24 protein-coding genes are annotated in these 21,133 nt (G+C 58.7%); 8 read left to right on the top strand and 16 right to left on the bottom strand.

Going from position 1 to position 21,133, the window contains the following annotated elements; translation table 11 throughout:
• Positions 1 to 4 precede the first annotated feature (4 nt).
• The 3 genes from WMP96_RS01615 to hflX all read right to left on the bottom strand — a co-directional run bounded on the left by WMP96_RS01615 (position 5) and on the right by hflX (position 3,930).
• Complete coding sequence (locus WMP96_RS01615) at positions 5 to 994, bottom strand: HNH endonuclease signature motif containing protein (RefSeq protein ID WP_301715681.1); 990 nt, start codon at positions 992 to 994, stop codon at positions 5 to 7.
• 131 nt (positions 995 to 1,125) lie between these two features.
• Complete coding sequence (locus tag WMP96_RS01610) at positions 1,126 to 2,406, bottom strand: uracil-xanthine permease family protein (protein WP_340431984.1); 1,281 nt, start codon at positions 2,404 to 2,406, stop codon at positions 1,126 to 1,128.
• 30 nt (positions 2,407 to 2,436) lie between these two features.
• Positions 2,437 to 3,930 carry a GTPase HflX gene (gene hflX / locus WMP96_RS01605; RefSeq protein ID WP_301715679.1) on the bottom strand — a complete coding sequence of 498 codons (1,494 nt, stop codon included), beginning with the start codon at positions 3,928 to 3,930 and terminating at the stop codon, positions 2,437 to 2,439.
• Between the two features lie 75 nt (positions 3,931 to 4,005).
• Here hflX and WMP96_RS01600 point away from each other — a divergent pair, with 75 nt between their 5' ends.
• Positions 4,006 to 4,803, top strand: coding sequence for a hypothetical protein (locus WMP96_RS01600; protein WP_340431981.1), 798 nt, complete (start codon positions 4,006 to 4,008; stop codon positions 4,801 to 4,803).
• Positions 4,804 to 4,838: 35 nt separating this feature from the next.
• Complete coding sequence (locus tag WMP96_RS01595) at positions 4,839 to 5,444, top strand: hypothetical protein (protein ID WP_301715677.1); 606 nt, start codon at positions 4,839 to 4,841, stop codon at positions 5,442 to 5,444.
• Positions 5,445 to 5,467: 23 nt separating this feature from the next.
• Here WMP96_RS01595 and dapF read toward each other — a convergent pair whose 3' ends face one another.
• Genes dapF through WMP96_RS01580 form a run of 3 tightly spaced genes read right to left on the bottom strand, consistent with a single transcriptional unit; the run spans position 5,468 to position 7,829 of the window.
• A complete protein-coding gene (dapF, locus tag WMP96_RS01590) occupies positions 5,468 to 6,328 on the bottom strand; it encodes a diaminopimelate epimerase (RefSeq protein ID WP_239204174.1) in 861 nt (286 codons plus the stop codon).
• A gap of 5 nt (positions 6,329 to 6,333) precedes the next feature.
• Entirely contained in the window at positions 6,334 to 7,230 is an 897-nt protein-coding gene (gene miaA / locus WMP96_RS01585; protein ID WP_239207608.1) for a tRNA (adenosine(37)-N6)-dimethylallyltransferase MiaA, read from the bottom strand.
• Complete coding sequence (locus WMP96_RS01580; protein ID WP_340431978.1) at positions 7,230 to 7,829, bottom strand: hypothetical protein; 600 nt, start codon at positions 7,827 to 7,829, stop codon at positions 7,230 to 7,232. Before WMP96_RS01580 ends, miaA begins: the two co-directional genes overlap by 1 nt.
• A gap of 136 nt (positions 7,830 to 7,965) precedes the next feature.
• Between WMP96_RS01580 and WMP96_RS01575 the strand changes: the two genes are divergently transcribed.
• Both WMP96_RS01575 and WMP96_RS01570 read left to right on the top strand, forming a co-directional pair.
• On the top strand, positions 7,966 to 9,270 hold the full coding sequence (locus tag WMP96_RS01575; RefSeq protein ID WP_023021366.1) for a DUF349 domain-containing protein: 1,305 nt from the start codon (positions 7,966 to 7,968) through the stop codon (positions 9,268 to 9,270).
• Positions 9,270 to 10,400: a GNAT family N-acetyltransferase gene (locus WMP96_RS01570; protein ID WP_301715675.1), complete on the top strand. Its 1,131-nt coding sequence runs from the start codon at positions 9,270 to 9,272 to the stop codon at positions 10,398 to 10,400. Before WMP96_RS01575 ends, WMP96_RS01570 begins: the two co-directional genes overlap by 1 nt.
• Positions 10,401 to 10,440: 40 nt before the next feature.
• Here WMP96_RS01570 and WMP96_RS01565 read toward each other — a convergent pair whose 3' ends face one another.
• From WMP96_RS01565 to WMP96_RS01545, 5 genes are all read right to left on the bottom strand, one after another.
• A complete protein-coding gene (locus WMP96_RS01565; protein ID WP_023021364.1) occupies positions 10,441 to 11,067 on the bottom strand; it encodes an Rv2732c family membrane protein in 627 nt (208 codons plus the stop codon).
• Between the two features lie 22 nt (positions 11,068 to 11,089).
• Positions 11,090 to 12,652 (bottom strand): tRNA (N6-isopentenyl adenosine(37)-C2)-methylthiotransferase MiaB, encoded by a 1,563-nt coding sequence (miaB, locus tag WMP96_RS01560; protein WP_200288945.1) that lies wholly within the window; start codon positions 12,650 to 12,652, stop codon positions 11,090 to 11,092.
• Between the two features lie 45 nt (positions 12,653 to 12,697).
• Complete coding sequence (gene recX / locus WMP96_RS01555; protein WP_301715674.1) at positions 12,698 to 13,300, bottom strand: recombination regulator RecX; 603 nt, start codon at positions 13,298 to 13,300, stop codon at positions 12,698 to 12,700.
• Positions 13,301 to 13,351: 51 nt separating this feature from the next.
• The gene (recA, locus tag WMP96_RS01550) at positions 13,352 to 14,485 is read right to left on the bottom strand and encodes a recombinase RecA (protein WP_248098724.1); all 1,134 of its coding nucleotides are present in this window, start codon (positions 14,483 to 14,485) and stop codon (positions 13,352 to 13,354) included.
• A 182-nt stretch (positions 14,486 to 14,667) separates the two neighbouring features.
• Positions 14,668 to 14,883, bottom strand: coding sequence for a DUF3046 domain-containing protein (locus WMP96_RS01545; protein WP_301715673.1), 216 nt, complete (start codon positions 14,881 to 14,883; stop codon positions 14,668 to 14,670).
• 163 nt (positions 14,884 to 15,046) lie between these two features.
• Between WMP96_RS01545 and WMP96_RS01540 the strand changes: the two genes are divergently transcribed.
• Genes WMP96_RS01540 through WMP96_RS01530 form a run of 3 tightly spaced genes read left to right on the top strand, consistent with a single transcriptional unit; the run spans position 15,047 to position 16,934 of the window.
• Positions 15,047 to 15,610 carry a biotin transporter BioY gene (locus tag WMP96_RS01540; protein WP_086587520.1) on the top strand — a complete coding sequence of 188 codons (564 nt, stop codon included), beginning with the start codon at positions 15,047 to 15,049 and terminating at the stop codon, positions 15,608 to 15,610.
• Positions 15,610 to 16,302, top strand: coding sequence for an energy-coupling factor ABC transporter ATP-binding protein (locus tag WMP96_RS01535; RefSeq protein WP_301715672.1), 693 nt, complete (start codon positions 15,610 to 15,612; stop codon positions 16,300 to 16,302). The genes WMP96_RS01540 and WMP96_RS01535 overlap by 1 nt, the downstream gene beginning before the upstream one ends.
• Positions 16,303 to 16,313: 11 nt before the next feature.
• Positions 16,314 to 16,934: an energy-coupling factor transporter transmembrane component T family protein gene (locus tag WMP96_RS01530; RefSeq protein WP_340431973.1), complete on the top strand. Its 621-nt coding sequence runs from the start codon at positions 16,314 to 16,316 to the stop codon at positions 16,932 to 16,934.
• Positions 16,935 to 17,010: 76 nt separating this feature from the next.
• On the opposite strand, the gene WMP96_RS01525 is transcribed toward WMP96_RS01530, so the two are convergent.
• From WMP96_RS01525 to pgsA, 4 genes are all read right to left on the bottom strand, one after another.
• On the bottom strand, positions 17,011 to 17,871 hold the full coding sequence (locus tag WMP96_RS01525; RefSeq protein WP_086587517.1) for a PspA/IM30 family protein: 861 nt from the start codon (positions 17,869 to 17,871) through the stop codon (positions 17,011 to 17,013).
• 193 nt (positions 17,872 to 18,064) lie between these two features.
• Positions 18,065 to 18,427, bottom strand: coding sequence for a helix-turn-helix domain-containing protein (locus WMP96_RS01520; RefSeq protein WP_301715670.1), 363 nt, complete (start codon positions 18,425 to 18,427; stop codon positions 18,065 to 18,067).
• A 26-nt stretch (positions 18,428 to 18,453) separates the two neighbouring features.
• Positions 18,454 to 18,951: a CinA family protein gene (locus WMP96_RS01515; RefSeq protein WP_301715782.1), complete on the bottom strand. Its 498-nt coding sequence runs from the start codon at positions 18,949 to 18,951 to the stop codon at positions 18,454 to 18,456.
• Between the two features lie 10 nt (positions 18,952 to 18,961).
• Positions 18,962 to 19,546, bottom strand: coding sequence for a CDP-diacylglycerol--glycerol-3-phosphate 3-phosphatidyltransferase (pgsA, locus tag WMP96_RS01510; protein WP_301715669.1), 585 nt, complete (start codon positions 19,544 to 19,546; stop codon positions 18,962 to 18,964).
• 59 nt (positions 19,547 to 19,605) lie between these two features.
• Between pgsA and WMP96_RS01505 the strand changes: the two genes are divergently transcribed.
• Entirely contained in the window at positions 19,606 to 19,893 is a 288-nt protein-coding gene (locus WMP96_RS01505; protein WP_301715668.1) for a YciI family protein, read from the top strand.
• Here the strand turns inward: WMP96_RS01505 and WMP96_RS01500 are convergent.
• On the bottom strand, positions 19,890 to 21,011 hold the full coding sequence (locus tag WMP96_RS01500; RefSeq protein ID WP_340431972.1) for a TerC family protein: 1,122 nt from the start codon (positions 21,009 to 21,011) through the stop codon (positions 19,890 to 19,892). The genes WMP96_RS01505 and WMP96_RS01500 overlap by 4 nt on opposite strands.
• Positions 21,012 to 21,133: the final 122 nt, after the last annotated feature.

The following is a 21,133-nucleotide window of genomic DNA, read 5'->3' as shown; positions in this document are numbered from 1 at the left end:
CCACCTATCCCCACGGTGGCACCCAGCTCACCTGCCCGTTTATCCGGGCCAGCCGTCCTCTGCGAGGTGGGGCATTGGGGTCATCGTCATTGACTCCATTATGGTAGGGACAACAAGTCGCGAGGTTCGCAGCGTTAGTCTCACCGCCGTGCTTCCAAGCCTTCAGGTGGTGGACTTGGCATTCATCCGCGGGAAAATTACAGCTCTCCCACGGGCACACCGGGTTTAGCGCAGCCGCCATCAGCCGCTGCTTGTCGTTGGCTAGCCGCGAGGTTCGATAAAGGTTTACCGGCCCCTCATGCGGGTGAACGAGTGTGACATAGCCGTGATCGCTTAGTGTCCGCGCCACGAGCTCCGCTCCCGTCATTTGAGCGCCATTGGTCAGCTGCAGGGTAATTTCCTCGCCCCCACCGTCGACTATTCGGTCGAGCTCATCGAGGGTGAGCACTACCTGTGTCGTTACCGTGGTGCGTGCCGCATTCGCTTTCCCGAAAAAGAGGTCTTTGGCAGATTCCAGCGGCTTATTGGCATCCAATGCGGCGTGCATATCTGCTACATCGGCTGAATCCCCAGTAATGGTCAGCGACCACGGGCCACCGGAACGACGGGTAATGCGCACGCCTTTTTCCGGTGTGCGGCGCGGGCACAGCTCGCGGACCAAGGCCCGAGCACGCTTTTCTAGTGCTGTAGCACTGCCGCGAAAGGCACACAGTTCGCAGCGTAGGGTCCAGGCATCTCGCTGCGTCGGCAAGCGCAGGGCGTATTTTTCAATGAGCAGCAGCACGTCGAGGGAATGAGTAGTCTGTCGCGCTGCTCGCTGTTTGGCAGAAAAGCCGCACTTGCCAAAGTAAGTATCGCACAGTCGTAGCAGGTCACGCGCGGCAATGTCGGAAGCACCTTGCGCGATGAGCTCGCGATCACTGAGCCCTTGAGCGGCGGCGACGATGTCCATTCCGGCGCTCATGGCGTTTAAGTATGCGTCCAATGCGGTCATGCCGCTGAGTTAAACAGCCTGCGCAAGCCCACGCGAGCCAGGCACAGGAGCGGTGTGGATAACCCGCGTTGCCCCGTCAACAAAATTGCCCGCCGCGGGCGCGCGGCGGGCAATTATCCACAGCAGAAAAATTAGTACTTGGCGGCGTAGCCTTCGCCGACGGAAGCGTATAGCTTCTTCATGATCGGATAGGCGACGATAATGCCCACTGAACCCCACGCGATGCCTTCCAGGGAAACCCCACCAACGCTGAGAGTCAGGTTGCCGATGCCCGCGATGAGCGCCACTGCGGCCGCGGTCAGGTTAACCGGGTTATTGAAATTGACCTTATTGTCCATCCAAATGCGCACACCCAACATGCCGATGAGCCCGTAAAGGACGATGCAGGCCCCACCGAGAACGCCGGTAGGAATGGTGAAAATCAGCGCGCCAAACTTCGGCACGAAAGCCAGAAGGATGGCGGTAAAGGCTGCTACCCAGTACGCGGCGGTGGAATAGACGCGGGTAGCGGCCATCACGCCAATATTTTCAGCATAGGTCGTGGTGCCAGAGCCGCCGAAGCCGCCAGCGAGGGTGGATGCGAGGCCATCGGCGATAAGAGCGTCACCGGCCAAGTCATCCAAGTCGCGCTTGGTCATCTCGGAAACGGCCTTGACATGGCCGACGTTTTCCGCGACGAGGACCACCAGCACGGGAAGCGCGACGGCAATGGCGGAGACGTTGAAGGAAGGTGCGTGGAATTGCGGCAGGCCCACCCACGGGGCGGCATCAATGGCCGCGACGGCGTCATCGCCGAGGTTGCCGGTGAGAGCGGCGAAAATCCAGCCCACGACCACGCCGAGGAGAATGGACAGGCGCGAAACCATGCCGCGGCCGGCGACGGTGGCCAGCAGGATTACCATCAGCGTCACCGCCGCCACGAGCGGCTGGGAGGCGAAGTTCTCGGCCGCATTCGGCGCCAAATTCAGGCCGATAAGTGCCACAATCGCACCGGTCACGGCCGGCGGCATGACGGCGTCCAACACGCGGCGGCCGGCGAACTTTACGGCGACGCCCACCGCGGCAAGGACAAGGCCAGTAACCAAAATGGAGCCGGCCTGCGCGGCGATACCGTACTGCTGCGAAGCAGAAAGCGGGGCGATGAACGCGAAGGAGGAACCGAGGTAGGACGGCAATCGGTTGCGGGTAATAAGTAGGAACAAAATGGTTCCCAGGCCGGAGAAAAGTAGCGTCGTGTTGACTGGGAATCCGGTCAGGGTGGGAACTAGCAGCGTGGCGCCGAACATGGCCACCACGTGCTGCATACCGATGCCGATGGTGCGGCCCCAGCTGAGTCGTTCTTCCGGCGCCACCACCGCGCCTGGGGCAATCTTTTTACCGTCTCCGTGGACGGTCCAACCTTTTAAGCTCACGAGCCTTAATTATGGATCACCTGAGCTAGTTTAGGAAACTTCCTCCACGATGAATTCAGCGAGTTCACGGGCGGTGGGTGCGGGAAGGCGGACGTCGACAAGCGTGCCATCGGCCGTATACTCCTCATGGCGCACCGTGCCCTCGGCGTGCACGCGTGCCACCACATCCCCGCGCGTGAAGGGAACCTGCAGCTTAACGTGACTATCGCGGGAGTTGAGGAAGAGTTCCACACGCGCGGTAAGCTCGTCGATTCCCTCACCGGTACGGGCAGATACATAGACGACGTCCTCATGGTCAAGGACGTGGCGCAGCTCAGCAAGCACCAACGGATCGGCCTGGTCGATCTTATTGATCACGATAATTTCGGGCGGGGCCTGCTCCCCTGTCTCAGAGACGATGTCATAGATGACCTGATTGACCGCCTCAATCTGCTTTAGTGGGAACGGGTCTGAGCCATCGACCACGTGCAACATAATATCGGCGGCTAGTACTTCTTCCAGGGTGGATTTAAAGGCCTCAACCAGCTGCGTAGGCAGGTGGCGGACGAAGCCGACGGTATCGGTGAAGACGACCTGGCGGCCGTCGGCAAGCGTGGCACGGCGAGTGGTGGGGTCCAATGTGGCAAAGAGCGCGTCTTCCACCAATACCCCGGCGCCGGTCATAGCGTTAATGAGGGAGGACTTTCCGGCATTGGTGTAGCCCGCAATAGCTATCTGCGCAATGGTTGAGCGTTGGCGCTTGGAGCGCTTGACCTCACGTGCGGTCTTCATGGCGCGCAGTTCCTTGCGCAGGCGGGCCATCTCCGTACGGATACGGCGGCGGTCTGTCTCAATTTTGGTCTCACCGGGACCACGCAGGCCCACGCCGCCGTTGGAACCGGCGCGACCGCCTGCCTGGCGCGAGAGGTTGCCACCCCAACCACGGGTATGCGTATACAGGTATTCCAACTGCGCCAATGAGACTTGGGCCTTACCCTCTTTTGATTTCGCATGCTGGGCAAAGATGTCAAGGATGAGCATGGTGCGGTCAATGACCTTGGTGTTTAGCGCACGCTCGAGTGCGGTGAGCTGGCCGGGGTTAAGCTCACCATCGCAGACCACGGTATCGGCACCGGTGGCCTCGACGATATCGCGCAATTCCTTCACCTTGCCGGAGCCGATGTAGGTGCCGGAGTCCGGCTTATCGCGCTTTTGGTAAATCATCTCTACTACTTCGGCGCCGGCGGTTTCGGTTAGCGCGGCCAGCTCGTCCATGGTGGCTTCCACTTCGGCCACGGTGCCTTCGGTCCACACGCCGACCAAAATGACTCGCTCGAGGCGCAGCTTTCGGTACTCCACCTCGTAGCCATCGGTAGTGTCCTCGGCGCGGATGGTGGTCTCACGGGTAACGCGGCGGAAGGCATTGCGCTCTGCCAGATCGAGGTCACCGGTGGTGGGCGTCGCCTCCGGCGTGGCCGGGGCGTCGTTATCGCGAAAGGCGCGGGCGAGGAGATCGTCGTTATTATGCTGGGAAAATTCGGTCATACTACCTTTCATTTTTGCATGTTGCGGCCGAAAGCGGGAATTTCGGATTCTTAGCTGGGTGGACAAGGCGATACAATGGCGGGCATGAACGTTAAGGACACTGGGGTGAAGCAGAATACCGAGATGCAGGCCATTGGCCTCAATTTCGAGCGCTGGCAGGATGCGGTCGAGGCGGCCATCGCCAGCGACCGCTTAGCCGTTACCGGTGAGGTGCGCGGTGGCCAGCTCATTCAGTTCACCGATCCGTCGGGCGCGCAGCTTAATATCCTCGCGGTAGAGCCTTTTGCCACCTTCATCGGCTTCGATGCCGTCACGCAAGGGTTTGCCCACGTGGAGATGGTCAACGATGTCCTGGCCCTGCTGGAAATCATCGATCCTTTCGGCACCACCATCGCCCAGGCCACCGCAAACCTGGCGCAGGGGCCTTTGCTTGTCGACGAACCCTTGCAGCAGTGGCAGCAAATTTCCCTAACCGCCATGGGGCTGGATGTGCGCACCTACGATTCCGCCGCTGCCTATGAGGCGGCCGAGGGCGAGTTCCCCGCGCTCTTCGAATCCGCGGGGGCCAAGGTTATTTCCTCCGGCTCCGGTGCCAAGGTCCCGACCCCTGCCGCCTCCTTTGCCGCACGCGTCATGGAATCTGAGTGGCGCACCAGCGAGCTGACCGGGGAGAAATTCGCTCACCTCGTCATGGATGGACTATTCCCCTTCGACCTCTGCCTGCCAGTGGGAGCCGGCGAGCTGCCGGCGAAGGACTCTATCGTGGCCGGTACCGCGATGCTTACGGCGTCTATTGAGCTGCCCAGCGGCGGTTGCGGCGATGGCGCTGGCTGCGGTTGTGGCTCCGGTGGCTGCGGCTGCGGCGGCCATTAGAACGGACATAAAGGCCTGGTGAAATAGCTGTGTGGATGCCCTTCCCTGAAAATGCGAGGAACCGGCGGGTAATGGTTCTCGTGCTGATCCTGGTGGGATCAGTGGCGGTTGTGGCAACCCTGAAAGTCCCCGGGGTTTTCATTGCAGCGCTGCTCATCGCGGCGGCACTGCTTATGCTGCATACCCGGCCGGATGCCTCGGAGCAGACAGCACTGCGCAGTTCTATTCGCCTTTCGGCGGAAGACATCGAAGACGTCCTGGCGGAATACGAGGACTTCCGCTCCTCCGCGGCCGCCGAAAAAATGGCGGACCGCACGCTCTACCGGCCGGCGCTTTTAGATTTGGATTGTTCCGACCCCACCATCCAAGCCTTCCATTACGAGCTTTCCGGCGCCCGGCGGTTCCTGCGTCGGTTGAACTTGCGCGTTAATGCGGAAGAAATTAGCACCAACGAGTTGGAATCTTTGCTCAGGGTCACCGATGAGCGCGCCCGCGAACTGAAAGAAACGTGGTTGTCTGCCCGCCGTGCTGCCTTCGCGCTCGGGCCGAAGTATGAAAAGAACGAAGTAGAAAATCGCGCGCTGCGCCGCCAAGAACTCGAAGAGCAAGCCTTCGAGGAAGGCGAAGGGCGCAGCGCCTAAACACTAGCCAGACACGAGGCGGTCTACAGCGAGGTCTCGCCGGTAGCGACGATCGCGGAAGGTCCGGTCAAGCGCGAGCCGCCCTCGTAAATATCGACGATAACTTCCCCGCCCGGTACGTGTACGTGCACGGTGCCGTGGGGGGTGCTGGTGTGGTCAACGGCGGCGTCGGCAAGCGCGGCGGTCGCTGCCGCCACAGTGCCGGTGCCGCAGGAGCGAGTCTCTCCTACTCCGCGCTCGAAGACACGCATGTGCACGTGGCCGTCGCACAGTGGAGTCACCAGCTCGACGTTTACGCCATCCGGGAAGAAAGCCGCATCGACAACGGGTTGCTCCAGCGTCTTTGCCGCGAGCTCCTTAGCCTCCAGCCCCGGCAACACGGCCGCCAGGTGGGGATTTCCCATGTCTACGCCCAAACCGGCATATTTTTCCCCCGCCATGGATGCGGTGGACACGCCAATTACTTCGGCCGGGCCCATCTCCACCGTGACCTCGGCCGCGTGTGCATCACACGAATGGACAGTAACGAGCTTGGCGCCCGCCCGAGTGCCGATGGTGAACTTATCTTCGTCCACTAGGCCTCGCGAGCGCAGCCAGTGGGCGAATACGCGGGTGCCGTTGCCGCACATTTCGGCCACGGAGCCATCGGCGTTGCGGTAATCCATGAACCAATCATAGGGCGCAATGCCCTCGGCCAGTTCGGCGATTTCACCTGCTGCGAGCAAAGCATCGGCGCGCACGACGCGCAGCAAACCATCGCCTCCGATACCGGCGCGGCGATCGCACAGCGCCGCTACGCGCTCGGGACTAAGCGGCGTGGCAGCCGCGTGGTCTTCCACGATGACGAAGTCATTTTCAGTTCCATGACCCTTGGCAAATTTCATGTTCCCTACCCTAGCGCGCGCAACGCCTGGGCGGCCGTATCGCCTGCAGCATCCAGCCATGTAATGCGCTTATCGCGGTTGAACCAGGAGCGCTGACGGCGCACATACCGCCGCGTCCCGGTAATGGTGCGCTCTACAGCCTCATCCCACGTGAGTTCGCCGCGCTGGGCTTGAAAAACCTGGGCATAGCCGATGGCGCGGCCAGCGGTGGAATCAGCCACCAAGCCTTGTCCTTGGAGATTCTCCACTTCCTCGATGAGCCCACGTGCAAACATCTGGCGCGTGCGCAGTTCAATGCGCGGATTCAACCAGTCCGCGGTGGTGCGCAGCCCCAAGAGGCGGGTTCCCCACCGCGGCGGGGCATCCTTCGGCGGCTGGCTGGCTTTAAAGGGCTTGCCGGTTAGTTCAATGACCTCGAGCGCGCGGACGGTACGGCGCGGATCCTTATCCTCGATAATGGCGGCTGCGGCCGGATCCACCTGCGCCAGCTCCTCATGCAGGGCATCGGTACCGATTTCCACGCGCCGTGCCTCGTACTTGGCGCGCACGGCGGGGTCGGTGGGTGGGAACTGCCAGTCGTCGACAAGCGCTTGGGCATAGAGCATGGAGCCACCGACCAGAATAGGCGTTTTGCCGCGGTCCATGATACCTTCCACGTCCGCGATAGCATCGCGCTGGTAGCGCGCCACGGAAGCGGTCTCGGTCACCTCCCACACATCGAGCTGATGGTGCGGGATCCCCTCGCGCTCGGCCGGGGTGAGCTTGGCGGTGCCAATATCCATGCCGCGATATAACTGCATGGAATCGACGTTGACCACCTCTCCGTCTAGTTCATGCGCAAGCGCCAGACCTAAGGCAGATTTTCCGGAGGCAGTGGGACCAAAGACTGCAATCGGGTGCATTAGACCTCCCATCCTGCGACATAGCGGCCAACGCCCAAGGTGGCATCGGTGGCCAAAAGCTGTGCTTTCTTTGGCCGCAAGCCCGCCAATTCCTCCCACAGTGCGGGTTCTATGACGCCGCGCTGGGAAAGCCACTTACCTGCCCTGCTTGCCGACGCCCCCATCAGCACCTCCTCGCACCACTCGTGCGCCGCCTGGGCGTCTGGAACAAGCGACAAGGGGGCGCGATCGGTTAGGCCTGCACTGCCATCTGCCACGACGATGGTCAGCGCCGCTGGATCCGGCTGGCCGATAGCCTCCCGACTACCGCGGACGCTAAGCTGCGGCACGCTGTGTAGTACGTAGCGCGCCATTATCTCGGGAAAAAAATTGCCGCCGCCCAGGTCCGTGGCTGCTCCCCAGGCCTGTAAACTGCCGGTATGGGCGGTATACCAGCGCTGGTCTTGGCTGCCAACGATATCCACGGCTGTGATACCGGCCGCGGCAGCCTCCACCGCAAGGGAGCGAGCAGCGGCGAGCAGTGCGCGAGAGGCAGCGTCATGAGCGGAAAGCTCCACGGCCAGCGCTGGTGAGGCTGGCATTACCATGAGATTGAACATTATTTCTCCATACTATCTACCCAAGTGGAGGTAATTAAATAGAATCTGGGCGCGCGCGAGATATTCGCGGTAATGTATCCAATGATTTTATCCGGCAGCCGTGACGCGCGGCGATCTATGCATAGGAGGGCTTGTCATGTCTCCCATCCCTACCCCAGGTTCCATGCCCAAAAAGGGCCCTCGCCCCACCGCAAAGCCTGTTCCCGTTCAGGCCCCACGCAACAATGACCCGGCCAAGTGGGGCCGGGTCGACGCAGATGGTTCCGTCTTCGTTTCTGCTCCAGAGGGCGAACGCAAGATCGGCGAGTGGAAAGCCGGTACCCCCGAGGAGGGCCTTAAGCACTACGGCGCGCGTTATGACGATCTATCTACCGAAATCGAGCTGCTCGAGGCACGCCTACGCGCCAATCCTGATGAGGCCGTCGGCATTAAAAAGACCGCAGCGCAGTTGCGCGAAACCCTAGCTACTGCTTCGGTCATCGGAGACATCGCTGCCTTGGATCGGCGCCTTAGCGCGGTGATTGAACACTCGGTAGAAGCCGGCGAGCAGGCGCAGGCCGATAAGGAGCGTCGCCGCGAAGAAGCAATCGCTGCCAAGGAAAAGCTGGCGGCTGAAGCAGAAGAAATTGCTGAAAACTCCACCGAGTGGAAGGCCGCTGGCGACCGCATCCGCGCCATCTTGGAGGAGTGGAAGCAGATTAAGGGTATCGACCGTAAGACCGATGATGCCCTGTGGAAGCGCTACTCTCGCGCCCGCGATTCCTTCAACCGCCGCCGCGGCTCCCACTTTGCTGAGCTGGACCGCGCCCGTGCGGTTGCCCGCAAAAAGAAAGAGGAGCTCGTCGAGCGAGCCGAGGCCATCCAGGATTCTACCGATTGGGGTCCCACCGCCCGCGCCTACCGCGATTTGATGACCGAATGGAAGGCCGCCGGCCGCGCTCCACGCGAGGTGGACGATAAACTCTGGGCCCGCTTCCGCGCCGCCCAGGACAAGTTCTTCAATGCTCGCAATGCCGTCAATGACGAGCGCGACCGCGAATTCGCAGAAAATGCCAAGGCCAAAGACGCCTTGATTGCGGAATACGACGGTCAAATCGATCCTGCTAAGGGAATCGAGGGAGCCAAGGCCAAGCTGCGCGAGTTGCAGGAAAAGTGGGAAGAGATCGGCTTCGTTCCCCGCAAGCAGGTGCGCGAATACGAGTCCAAGATCGCGGCGCTGGAGCAGCGCGTAACCGATGCGGAGAAATCTGAATGGCGCCGCACCGACCCAGAGGCGCAGGCACGTGTGGCACAATTCCAGGCGAAAGTCGATGAGTTTAAGTCTCAGGCCGAGGCGGCTGAAGCCAAGGGCAATGCAAAGAAAGCCGCTGATCTGCGCGCTCAGGCCGAGCAATGGCAGGCTTTTGCCGACGCCGCCGCTAACGCCGTCAACGATAAGTAGTGCACCTCGTCCACATTGCGCGTCCACCGCGGCCACCGCACGCATCTCCCGTAGACGCACGGCCCGGCGAACCAGCGGATTGCATTCGCAGCTTCGTCTTTTGGGCCAACTTGGCGGCCCAAGAAGCAAGCGGCGATGCCGCGGCATCGACGTCACCGGGCCGCGTGGTCCAGCGCCTGCAGGGTTCTAGCGAATCACAGACCCATCTCTTTGCCGTAGTGGACGGCGACTCCACCCTGGGCGAGGTCTCTGAGCTTGGGCTGCCGCTAATACCTGCGGTGGAGCCCAGCCCAGAGCTGGACTACCTCGGATTCATCCACCTCAGCCTGCCGCTTTTAGAAGAGCGCGAAACCGCCGAGATCGAATGCGTGCTGTGCGATCTGCCTCTCCCTGGGCAAGAACTCGAGGAGGAAGGGCAGAAAGTAGCCGAGTGGATGGGCATAAAGGCGCTGGAGCTTGCCCGGAAGCTCGGCCGCACCATTGCGCACGTCGGTCTTCTGCATCCACCGGGGACGGACCCAGACTACGATGTCATGGGAAGCGTCTACCGCCAGCTGGGGTTTAAGCACCGGCATGCAGAACACCAACTCGTGATGGACATCCCCGAAAGCCCCGTGGCGGCACTGCTTCCAGCGGGAATCACCTCGCAAGCGTGGGCTGATTACGACATCCCAGAAAGCCACCTCGACGAGGTCATGCGGCTGCTTACCCTAGCCTCCCAAGACGCGGAGACCGGGGATTTGACGGTGGAGCCCATCGTCTGGACTCGCACGCGGTTGCGCGAAGCCCACAGCCGGCTGCGTTCTCGCCGCGGACATACGTTACTTATCGCACTCACCAGCGAAGAGGGGAAAATCCTCGCGCTGGCAGAAGTAGCCAGGCACGAGGATGCGAATCCCGAGGTAGCCGAGTGGACTTTGACCGTCACCGATCGTCCGCACCGGCGCCGCGGACTCGCGCAATTAGCCAAGCTCACGGCGCTTCACGCCGTTGCACGCCATTGGCCACAAGTACGTCGTTGCTACGGCTCCGTGGCGGACAAAGACGAAGCGATGAATGCCATCTACCGTAGATTGGGTGCCCGAGAGCTTTCCCGCTCTTGTGCATGGGAGTTGCGATTGCGAGACTAGAGCCGCAGGCGTCACAGATAAAGGCGCGGCGGCGCGCTTTTTACTCGCCGCGTTGGGCGCGGTGACGCTCAGCAGCTTGCTTGCGGCGATTATCCACAATTGGCACCTGCCGCGGCGCCGCGTTAATAGCAGGTTGGAATTCGCCCACCTCATCGAGCTGTCCGGCGGTGGCACGCACTTGAGCCTCGGCAGCCTTTTGCTCTGGGCTGCGGCGCAACGCCACTAAGCAATAGGCCAAAAATGCGAGGAAGGTAGCCAGCATTCCTACCCACATTCCCAGCGATGCCCCGTCAGCGGTAGACCCGCGGAACCAGAAACCCCACAGGTTGGCGAAGAAGGACACAGTCACCAGCATCCAAGCGACAAGTCCAGGCGTAGCTCGGCGGGTGAACAGTGTCACCGGGGTGAGAACGCCCAATCCAAGGAGAGCGAGCCACGCGGAGACGGTTTCCATGAGGGATATTCTGACTCCGCTGGACGTGGTACCGAAGGTCAACGCTTCCCAACCGTGTGAGGGGCCGGCGTAGGGCAAAACCAGGTAGAGGATATAAGCCACCACCGCGATGCACAGTGTGACTTTGTGGCCGCCGAGGTCCATTGTTTGTGCTGCGCGGCGCTCCGCGGTAGCTGCTTTCTGGGCGGCGGTGGTGGGCTTTTCCTCAGTCATGGGTCCCTAGCCTACTCCCCTCTTAGCAACCGCAAGAATCGCCGGATTCAGCGGCCGCTGGCTTTCCAATAGACGGCAATCCCAGACCCACGCCGATGGGCGCCGTCGTCGGGGTCTCACCGGCGGCCGACATGTCGCCGGCCTTGGTGCGGGTGTGGGAGGTAACGGCGGCGTCGGCAAGCAAGAAGAAAGAACCCGCACCGGTGACCTGAGTATGGACCACATCGCCCGGGCGAATCGCGGTGGAGATGTCCGCGCCGTCAGAATCAACCGGGGTGAAGTGCACCAAGCGCCCATCACGAGCGCGACCAGTCATGCGGTGGGTCTCATCGTTCTTGCGGCCGCCCTCTGCCTGGACCAAAAGTTCAACGTCTGTGCCGATGAGCTTCTTGTTCTCCTCGGCCTGGATGCTATCTTGCAAAGCAACGAGGCGCTCGAAGCGATCTTGGACGACGTCCTTGGGAATCTGGTCCTCCATTTCCGCGGCCGGGGTGCCTGGGCGCGGCGAATACTGGAAGGTAAAGGCAGAGGCAAAGCGGGCGCGGCGCACCAATTCCATCGTGTCTTGGAAGTCTTCCTCGGTCTCGCCTGGGAAGCCCACGATGATATCCGTGGTAATCGCGGCGTGCGGAATCTTCTCCCGTACCTCATCCAAAATCCGTAGGAATTTCTTCGTGCGGTAGGAACGGCGCATGTCCTTGAGAACCTTGTCGGAGCCGGACTGCAGCGGCATGTGCAACTGCGGGCACACGGACGGGGTCTCCGCCATGGCGTCAATAACATCAGAAGTAAACTCCGCCGGGTGCGGGGAGGTAAACCGCAGGCGCTCAAGGCCTTCGATCTTGCCTACCTCGCGCAGCAGCTTAGAGAAAGCGAAGCGGTCGCGCGGCATCTCCGGATCGGCGAAATTAACGCCATAGGCATTAACGTTTTGTCCCAGCAAGGTGACCTCAGATACGCCCTGATCCACCAGCGCTTGGACTTCGGCCAAAATGTCGCCCGGCCGACGGTCCTCTTCTTTACCGCGCAGGGAAGGAACGATGCAGAAGGTACAGGTGTTATTGCAGCCTACTGAAACAGAAACCCAGCCGGCATAGGCAGACTCACGCTTGGCCGGCAAGACGGACGGAAACGCCTCGAGGGAATCGACAATCTCCACTTGGGCTTCATCGTTGTGGCGAGCGCGCTCTAGCAGGGTCGGAAGAGCCGCCATGTTGTGGGTGCCAAAGACGGCATCGACCCACGGTGCATTATCAAGGACAGTGTCCTTGTCCTTTTGCGCCAGGCAACCGCCCACGGCAATCTGCATGCCTGGGTGGTTTTCCTTGGTTTTCTTCAAAGCGCCCAAGGTGCCATAGAGCCGCTTATCGGCATTCTCACGCACGGCGCAGGTATTAAAGACGATAAGGTCTGGCTCTACACCTTCGCCGGCGGCCGAGTAGCCTGCCTCCTCCAAAAGGCCAGAGATGCGCTCGGAATCATGCACATTCATCTGGCAGCCGAAGGTTCGGACTTCATAAGTACGGGTATCTGCGATTGTCTGCTCCACGTCGGCATAGTTTAGCCATGTAGTTAGGCATCTCATAACTGCCGGACCTAGCTACGTGGAGACAACCTGCGCACTGCCGAATCATTCCGCAGCGCGTAATTCAGCGCACCGCGCCTCAAGCGTTGCGATCGCAATCTGCAGTGACATCCCTTCATTGAAACCACGGCGCGCAAGAACACCCACGATACGCCGTAGGGCCTTATCGCGTTCCCTGCGATCCGACGGAATGGCTTTAATGGAGCGGGCTTTCTTTTGCGCAAGGGTCTGTGCCATCGCTTCTTCATCGGCAGGGTCAATCTGCTCGAGGGCTTCAGCACGGTCGGCCTCGCTCACGCCTTTCTCACGCAATTCCCTATTAAGCGCCGAACTAGATTTCCCGCGGCGCTTATGGCGCTGCCGTACCCATTCTTGGGCAAAAGCGCCGTCATCGACCAACCCCGCGTGGGCTAGATCATCCAGCACATCTTCAATGAGTTCTGGCTCGAATTCCGCTTTTAATAAGCGGTCATAAAGCTCCTTCCGGGACCTAGACCGCTGATCCAAAAGGCGCAGTGCACGAGAGCGGACTTTAGCCTTGGCTTCTTCTGCCTCCCGATCAAAAAGCCCGCCCCCTACCGCACCGCTCTCATAGGCCTCTAGGGCCTGACGGAGTTGAGCGAGTTTTTCGGGGGCGGGCTGATTCATAATGCAGGTTCAGGTGGGACGTGGATAGCGCAGGTGCAGGGTGAAGCGACTTTAGTCGTCGTCAAAGTCGACGTTTGGAACGAGATCGACGGACTCATCGGTCAATGGGTCATCGGCGCCAGGAACATCCATCGCGGCAGCCTCTTCACCCTCGGCCGCAGCCTCGCCGATGCCAAGCTTTTGGAAGATCTTTTGCTCGATTTCATTGGCAAGGTCCGGATTATCCTTCAGGAAGTTACGGGCCTTTTCCTTACCTTGACCCAGCTGATCTCCTTCATAAGTAAACCAGGAACCAGATTTACGGATAAATCCGTTCTCGACGCCAAGGTCAATAATGGAAGATTCGCGGGAGATGCCTTCGCCATACATGATGTCGAACTCGGCAATCTTAAATGGTGGGGAAACCTTGTTCTTTACCACTTTGAGCTTGGTTCGGTTACCAATCGCATCTTGTCCATCCTTCAACGTCTGGATGCGGCGAATATCGCAGCGCACAGAAGAGTAGAACTTGAGTGCCTTACCGCCTGTGGTGGTCTCTGGTGAGCCGAACATCACGCCGATCTTTTCACGCAGCTGGTTAATGAAGATGGCGGTGGTACCAGAGTTGTATAGAGCACCGGTCATCTTGCGCAGCGCCTGTGACATCAGGCGGGCCTGGAGGCCGACGTGGCTATCGCCCATCTCACCTTCAATTTCCGCCTTCGGGGTCAAAGCCGCCACGGAGTCGACCACGATGATGTCAATAGCGCCAGAGCGCACCAACATATCAGCGATTTCCAAAGCCTGTTCGCCGGTATCAGGCTGGGAGACCAAGAGGTTATCAGTATCTACACCAAGCAGGCGAGCATACTGTGGGTCAAGGGCGTGCTCGGCATCAATAAAGGCGGCAATGCCGCCCTCCTTTTGCGCAGATGCGATGGCGTGCAGCGCGACGGTGGTCTTACCAGAAGACTCTGGTCCATAAATCTCCACGATGCGTCCTCGTGGGAAACCACCAATCCCCAGGGCAACATCGATTGCGGTATTACCCGAAGAAATGGCCTTAATGGGCGGACGATTATCATCGCCCAAGCGCATAACAGCGCCCTTGCCATAATCCTTCTCAATCATGGCCATGGCGGCATCGAGCGCCTTCTGGCGGTCATCTCCCTTAGCTGCGGAAGAAGACTTCTTTTTGGTTGCCATTACTTTTCATCCTTATCTTTAACGACGATGTACTAACGCATAATTAGACTGTCGCGGAACACAGATGGTTCCCTCCGTCAACGCCATCCCACTGTAGACGACTGCACCGACACTACCGCTATTCTACATACATCTGTTCGAATGTCGAAAGCGGGCATACCGATACTCAGCTCAAAATGGCGCTATTTGCTTGGATAATCTACCCCCAACCTGCGTCCTTGTGGTACATCAAAGTCATTGCACAGACTCAGCCAAACTTTTCGCAGATCGACGCCGCGTTCGATAAGTTCATCCGGCGTCGCCCCTAGGTCAGGCAAGACATGAGAGTGGCTAATCCACTTACCTTTGGACTCGCCAAATTCATCCACAATGAGCTGGTGATACTCGGTCAATCTCATGCGCGCCATCCTACTCAGCACGCAAGAGGCCGCGCCAGCAGGCTAGTAGGGGTCGCTTGACCACCCACCGCACTAGCTCAACTGCCCTCCTTCTGCTCCCCGTTAAACAATGTTCAAAACATTCGATTGTCTGCAGGTTTTATGCAGTGCTAATCTCTTGAGAATGAAGAAGAACTCTCTGGCAGCCACCATTGCCTATGTTGCCGTCTTTACCGCCCTCGTCATCGTCCTCGCCTTCGTCTCGATCCCCGTCGGTTCCGCTGGCGTGCCCATCGTGCTACAAAATGCAGCGCTCATCCTCGCCGGTTTGATCTTGGGCAGCAAACGCGGCGGATATGTGGGTCTCCTCTTCTTGTTCCTGGGCCTTGCCCTACCCGTTCTAGCCGGTGGCGGAACTACGCTGCGTGCACTGGCAGGCCCGACTGCGGGCTACATCATCGGCTACGTGCTGTCGCCGGCCGTTGCTGGAGCAATTGCCTACCGCTCTCCCAAAAATAAGGCCGGTATGACTGCAGTACTTGCCATCGCTGCCGTGTGCGGCCTTGCTATCCAATACATTTGCGGCGCCTTTGGCCTCATGATCCGCTCCGGATTGGAGATTGGACCGGCCTTCGCAGCTCAGCTGCCCTTCATTCCCGTGGATGCAGGAAAGCTTGTGGTAGCCGTCATCATCGCCCTCGGTGTCCATGCAGCCTTCCCAGATCTCATGGGACGAAAGGCTTCCTAGTGCCCACTATCGAGTTTTCCTCGGTCACAGTGGCCTTTGATGACACCGTGGTTCTCGAGGACATCAACCTTAAACTCACTGAACAGCGCATTGGTATTATCGGCCAAAACGGCGGCGGAAAATCCACCTTAACCAGGCTCATTAATGGCTTAGGGGAACCCAGTAAGGGCACGGTGACGGTGGACCACATGGACGTCGCCAAGCAGGGCAAAAAAGTACGCGAAAAGGTTGGTTTCGTCTTTTCGGATGCCGAAAATCAAATTGTCATGCCCAATGTGCGCGATGACGTGGCATTTTCACTACGCCGCTTTAAACTGCCCAAACACGAGCGCGCTGCCCTAGTAGATGCCACCCTCGAACGCTTTGGGCTCGCCGAGTTTGCTGAGCGCTCACCGCACACGCTTTCCGGCGGACAAAAGCAGCTCCTCGCGCTGGCATCGGTCATGGTTATTGATCCGATACTCATTATCGCCGATGAGCCTACTACCCTGCTGGACCTGCGCAACCGCGACCGGATCAAACGGGAATTTTCCAGCCTGGAACAGCAACTAATTGTAGTGACGCATGATCTGGATTTTCTGCGCGATTTTGATCGCGTCATCTGCATCGATAATCATCGCATCGCCGCAGACGGAAAGCCCGCAGAGGTCATAAAGTTCTACCAAGAGCTCATGTCCCAGCGACCGTTGTAGGGGGAGATATCATGCAGCGACGCACAAATCTTCCACTATCGGTTTACGTTGATGGAACAAGCTTCATTCACCGAATTAAGCCCAGCTGGAAAATCGCTTTCCTTTTAGTCTTCATTTTGGTCAGCAGCATCTTCTTCACATCTCTTCCGTGGGCAGCAGGCGGTGTCATTTTCGTGGTCCTTCTCTATGTTTGTGCCCGCATTCCGCTCGGTATTGCGTGGAGCCAGATATGGCCACCACTTTTCTTCCTGGTCCCCTTGGCAGGATTCCAATGGTGGGCAAAGGACTTCGACTATGCAGCGGTGATGTTTCTCAATATTTTCGCCGCCATGTTGGCCGCCTTCCTGCTGACACTTACCTCCACGGTAGACGCCATCATGGAGTCATTAGAAGAATCACTACACCCGCTCAAGCGACTGGGCGTACCGGTAGAAAACGTCAGCCTTGCTATGGCATTGACTATTCGCCTTATCCCGCTCATGTTTGAAACCGTCTACGAGGTGCTTGATGCCCGCAAGGCGCGCGGCGCCGGCATGTCCCCGCTGGCCTTTGGCACCCCGGTCATAATTCGCTCCATCCGGCGTGCGCGCGCGATGGGCGAAGCACTACAGGCTCGCGGCGTTGGCGACTAAAACAAAAATACCGTCCCGTTGACCCACATCTGTTGGTCAACGTAGGCGGCAACTGCGCTAGGCAGTGGTGGCTGATTTATTCCCCGCGCAGCTCACGCAGGCGAGCCTGCACTGCATCATCGCTGGCAGCGCCGGGCTGAGCGGCGTTGTCCGCAGCGGACCCAGAGGCCTTGTTTCCTTCAATAGCCTGGGCTTTATTGCTTTCCACAGACTTGGAAGCGTTCATTTCGCTGCGAATTTGCTCCAAGCGGGAGTGCCCAGCCATCTGCACGCCGGCTTGCTGTACCTCGGCCATGCGGTTTTCCACCGAGTTCTCCGCGAGCTCAGCTTGCCCCAATGCCTTGGAATAGCGGCGCTCAATCTTATCGCGCACGGAATCCAGAGATGGGGTATTGCCATTGGCAGTCAACTCGTTCATGGAGTTCAAAGACTCGGAAACCTTTTCCTGCATCTTTGCCTGCTCCAGCTGGGAAAGCAGCTTGGAGCGCTCATTGACCTTCTCACGCAGTGCAGCATTGTTGCGCTGAACTGCATTCTTGGCCTTTTCTGCCTGCTGCAGTGCCTGGTCGTGCAGCTTCTTGGTATCTTCCACGGATTCTTCCGCGGTCACCAGCTGGGCGGCGAAAGCCTCGGCTGCATTTTCGTATTCTACAGCCTTGTTTTCATCGCCTTGGGCACGGGCCTGGTCCGCCAATTCCAAAGCCTGGCGAGCATTGCCCTGCAGCTTTTCTACCTCTGCTAGGCGGCGGTTGAGCTGCATTTCCAGCTGACGCTGGTTACCAATAACGGCGGCCGCCTGCTGAGAAAGCTCCTGATGCTGGCGCTGCGCTTCCTCAATAGCCTGCTCTATCTGTACCTTCGGATCGGCGTTTTCCTCGATTTTGTTGTCGAAGAGGGCCATAAGGTATTTCCAGGCCTTAACAAATGGGTTCGCCATGGTGTGCTTCAACCTTTCTAGGTTAAATATATATGTGCGTATTGTTCTGCTATTTATAGTAGCGAAGCGCCGTTTCCACCGCTTGCGCTCCCCGAGGTCGCGGGCGCTTGCCGCGGGCTTCCTATAATCACCACAGCCGGCCTTCCTCTGCAGGACAAGACCGACTGAAGTTATAAGTAATTTCCGCAGCGGCTTAAAGCTCTGAAGCGGCAGGTGCCGTATGGGCGAGCTCTTCATCCATGGACGGAAGCGCCATGTAACCTGCGGCTTCAATCAGCACATCAGACACCGAGCAATCCAGCGCATGACATACAGACGCGAGAAGCTCAGAGGAGACCTCCTTGCGGCCGCGTTCGAGCTCCGAGAGGTAGCCCGGCGAAACGCGTGCCACCCCAGCCAGTTCACGCAGGGTGACTCCCCTATCCGCGCGGAAGGCTCGCAGAGTCAATCCAAGTGCTTCACGCAAGAGCGGCTCGGGAGTACGCGCAGTGGTGGGCGCTGCTGATGCGGAGGCGCCAGGTACCGAGTGTTCGAGGACTGCAGTTGAAGTGTTCATCACTATGGTCAACGCCCCTTATCTCATTATTGTTCCCGCCGCAGCGGGTTTTCTTCCAAAATTGTGCCGAGGAGCCGCAAAGAGGCTGCAACCGTGGCTTCCCTGATTTCATTTCGCTCTGTACCCAACCCGGATAGTAATTGGGAGAAAGCAACCCTACCGGGCGAGTAAATTCCGATATAGACCGTACCCGCCGGTTTGCCTTCCTGTAGGTCAGGTCCGGCCACTCCAGTAAGGCCTATCCCCCAGTCCGCTGCGGTTTCTGCCACCGCAGCGCGCGCCATGGCAAGGGCAGTCTCCTCAGAAACGACACCGGCAGCCTCAATTTCGGCCACAGGTTGGTGCAAGAAATGGGATTTAACCTCGGTGACATAGGTAACCAACCCGCCACGCAACACAGCCGATGCCCCAGGAACTGACGCCACCGTAGCACTGGCCAACCCAGCCGTTAAAGACTCACAGAAGGACAAGGTTTCACCGCGCTCGGTGAGACCGGATACAAGCCTGGCCGCAGCAGTATTAATGGAAGACCACCTAGCTATTCTGCTTCTTGCCGTCTATGAGATACTGCACGCCGGTAACCACGGTAACAACTGCCGCCACCAGCATGACTACAAAGGTCGGTACGTTCATCCACTCAGGCAACGGCCACAAGTACAATCCAACGGCCAGGGATTGCAGTACCGTCTTCAGCTTGCCGCCCTTCGAAGCAGGTACCACCTTGCCGCGGCGCAACAACACCATACGCCAGATGGTGATACCGAACTCACGGATGAGAATGACCACGGTAATCCACACTGGCAGTGCCCCAATAATGTTGAGGCATACCAGTGCGGTAGTCATAAGCGCTTTGTCCGCGATGGGATCAGCAATCTTGCCAAAATTGGTGATAAGGCCACGGGCACGTGCGATGTCCCCGTCGAGCTTATCTGTGAGCATTAAGGCCGTGAATAGGCCAAAAGCCCACCATTCATGGCCGGCAATGACCAGCCATGCGAAAACCGGAATGAAAAGAATGCGCAGGCTGGTGAGAATATTTGGCAGGTTCCAATTGGACACCTGCGGATTCACATCCGAGGATTGCGCTGACTGTGTTCCGGGTTGATTCACGTTATACATACTACCTGTTAGCACCAAGCACCTGCGCTTGGATGCCCCTGCATTTTAAAATGCGAAGCATGAAGTATTTTGCTGTTAGCTACGACTACAACCCCAATAATCCTGAGATTGCTAAGGCTCGCCCCGCGCACCGCGAGTTTACCGCGCAACTTTTTGAGGAGGGCACCATCATTGCCACCGGCCCCTTGACGGATACCAAAGGCGGCGCGCTTATCATCGTGGGGCTTGGCGACGACGCAGAGGTTGCTGATGCAATCGCCCTCATGGACAATGACCCCTTCTACCAGGCCGGTTGCATCACCGGCCGTAGTTTCCGCGAATGGAGTCCGGTCAACGCGCGCTTTTAGTACGGCAGCTCTTCCTTGGGCAGGTCATCGGCCTTGCCCAGGAATTCGCCCTTTTTATTACGGACGATCTTATTGCCTTCCTCGTCCCAGTCGAAGTGATTATGCGATACCGGCACTCCGCCTTGGTTTTCATCCCGCTTGTTTTTGATGATCGAGGCAATCACCGTAATAACCAGTACCCCCACAATCACTATGAGTGAGGTGATGGTGGAAAATTCTGGGATGGACTCTACGTTTTCGCCGCCGTTGACAAACGGCAAGTTATTCTCATGCAACGCGTGGAACAGCAGCTTCACGCCAATAAAGCCCAGGATGACGCCTAGGCCATAAGGCAGGTACACGAGGCGATCTAGCAAACCGTCCAGCAGGAAGTACATCTGGCGCAAACCCATGAGGGAGAACGCATTGGTGGTAAAGACCAAGAACGCTTCTGCGGTAATGCCGTAGATGGCCGGAATGGAATCGAAGGCAAACATCACGTCGATTAAGCCGATAGACACCAACGCGATAAACAGCGGAGTAAAGGCAAACTTGCGCTTGCCAGAGGAATCCTCCACGCGGTGCGTGAGCCTATCGCCGTGGTAACGCGGGGTGACGTGAACTACCTTGCGAATTAGCTTGATGATGCCCATGTCGTTGGGATCGGTTTCGGGGGCATCCCTAACCTCATCAATGATGAGCTTGATTGCCGTGTAGAGGAGGAAAACCGCAAACAGGTAGAAGATATCGGACCATGCGGAAATGACCGCTGCGCCCAAAAGGATGAATACCAGCCGGCATGCCAGGGCGATGACAATACCGATGAGCAACACTTTTTGCTGATACTTACGCGGGATTTTGAATGCGCCCATGATGAGCGCGAACACGAAGAGGTTATCTACTGACAGCGCTTTTTCTGTCACATAGCCCGTGAGGTATTGAATGCCGTGTTCATGGTCCCAGATGGCCCATACGCCGGCACCGAAAAGGAGAGCAATGCCGACGTAGAACAGGGTCCAGAACCCTGATTCTTTGAGCGTCGGCTCGTGCGGGGTCCGCACATGGGAGTAGAAATCGAAAACAAAAAATCCAAGAATAACGACGATGGAAATCGCCCAGATCCACAATGGCACATGCATTGGAACATCCCTCCGGTCGAAGATACAACAAAATGACCGGAGGTCTCCCCCGCCCGATTCTCCTCAGGGAACCGGGCCGGCACGACCGGGAGCGTGTCGCTTCCGTGCTGACGATCGGTGCC

Origin of the sequence: Corynebacterium sp. KPL4035 (genome assembly GCF_037908325.1) — a bacterium.
Taxonomy (GTDB): domain Bacteria; phylum Actinomycetota; class Actinomycetes; order Mycobacteriales; family Mycobacteriaceae; genus Corynebacterium; species Corynebacterium kefirresidentii.
The sequence above is the reverse complement of the archived record's forward strand: the minus strand, read 5'-3'. Positions and strand labels throughout refer to the sequence as shown.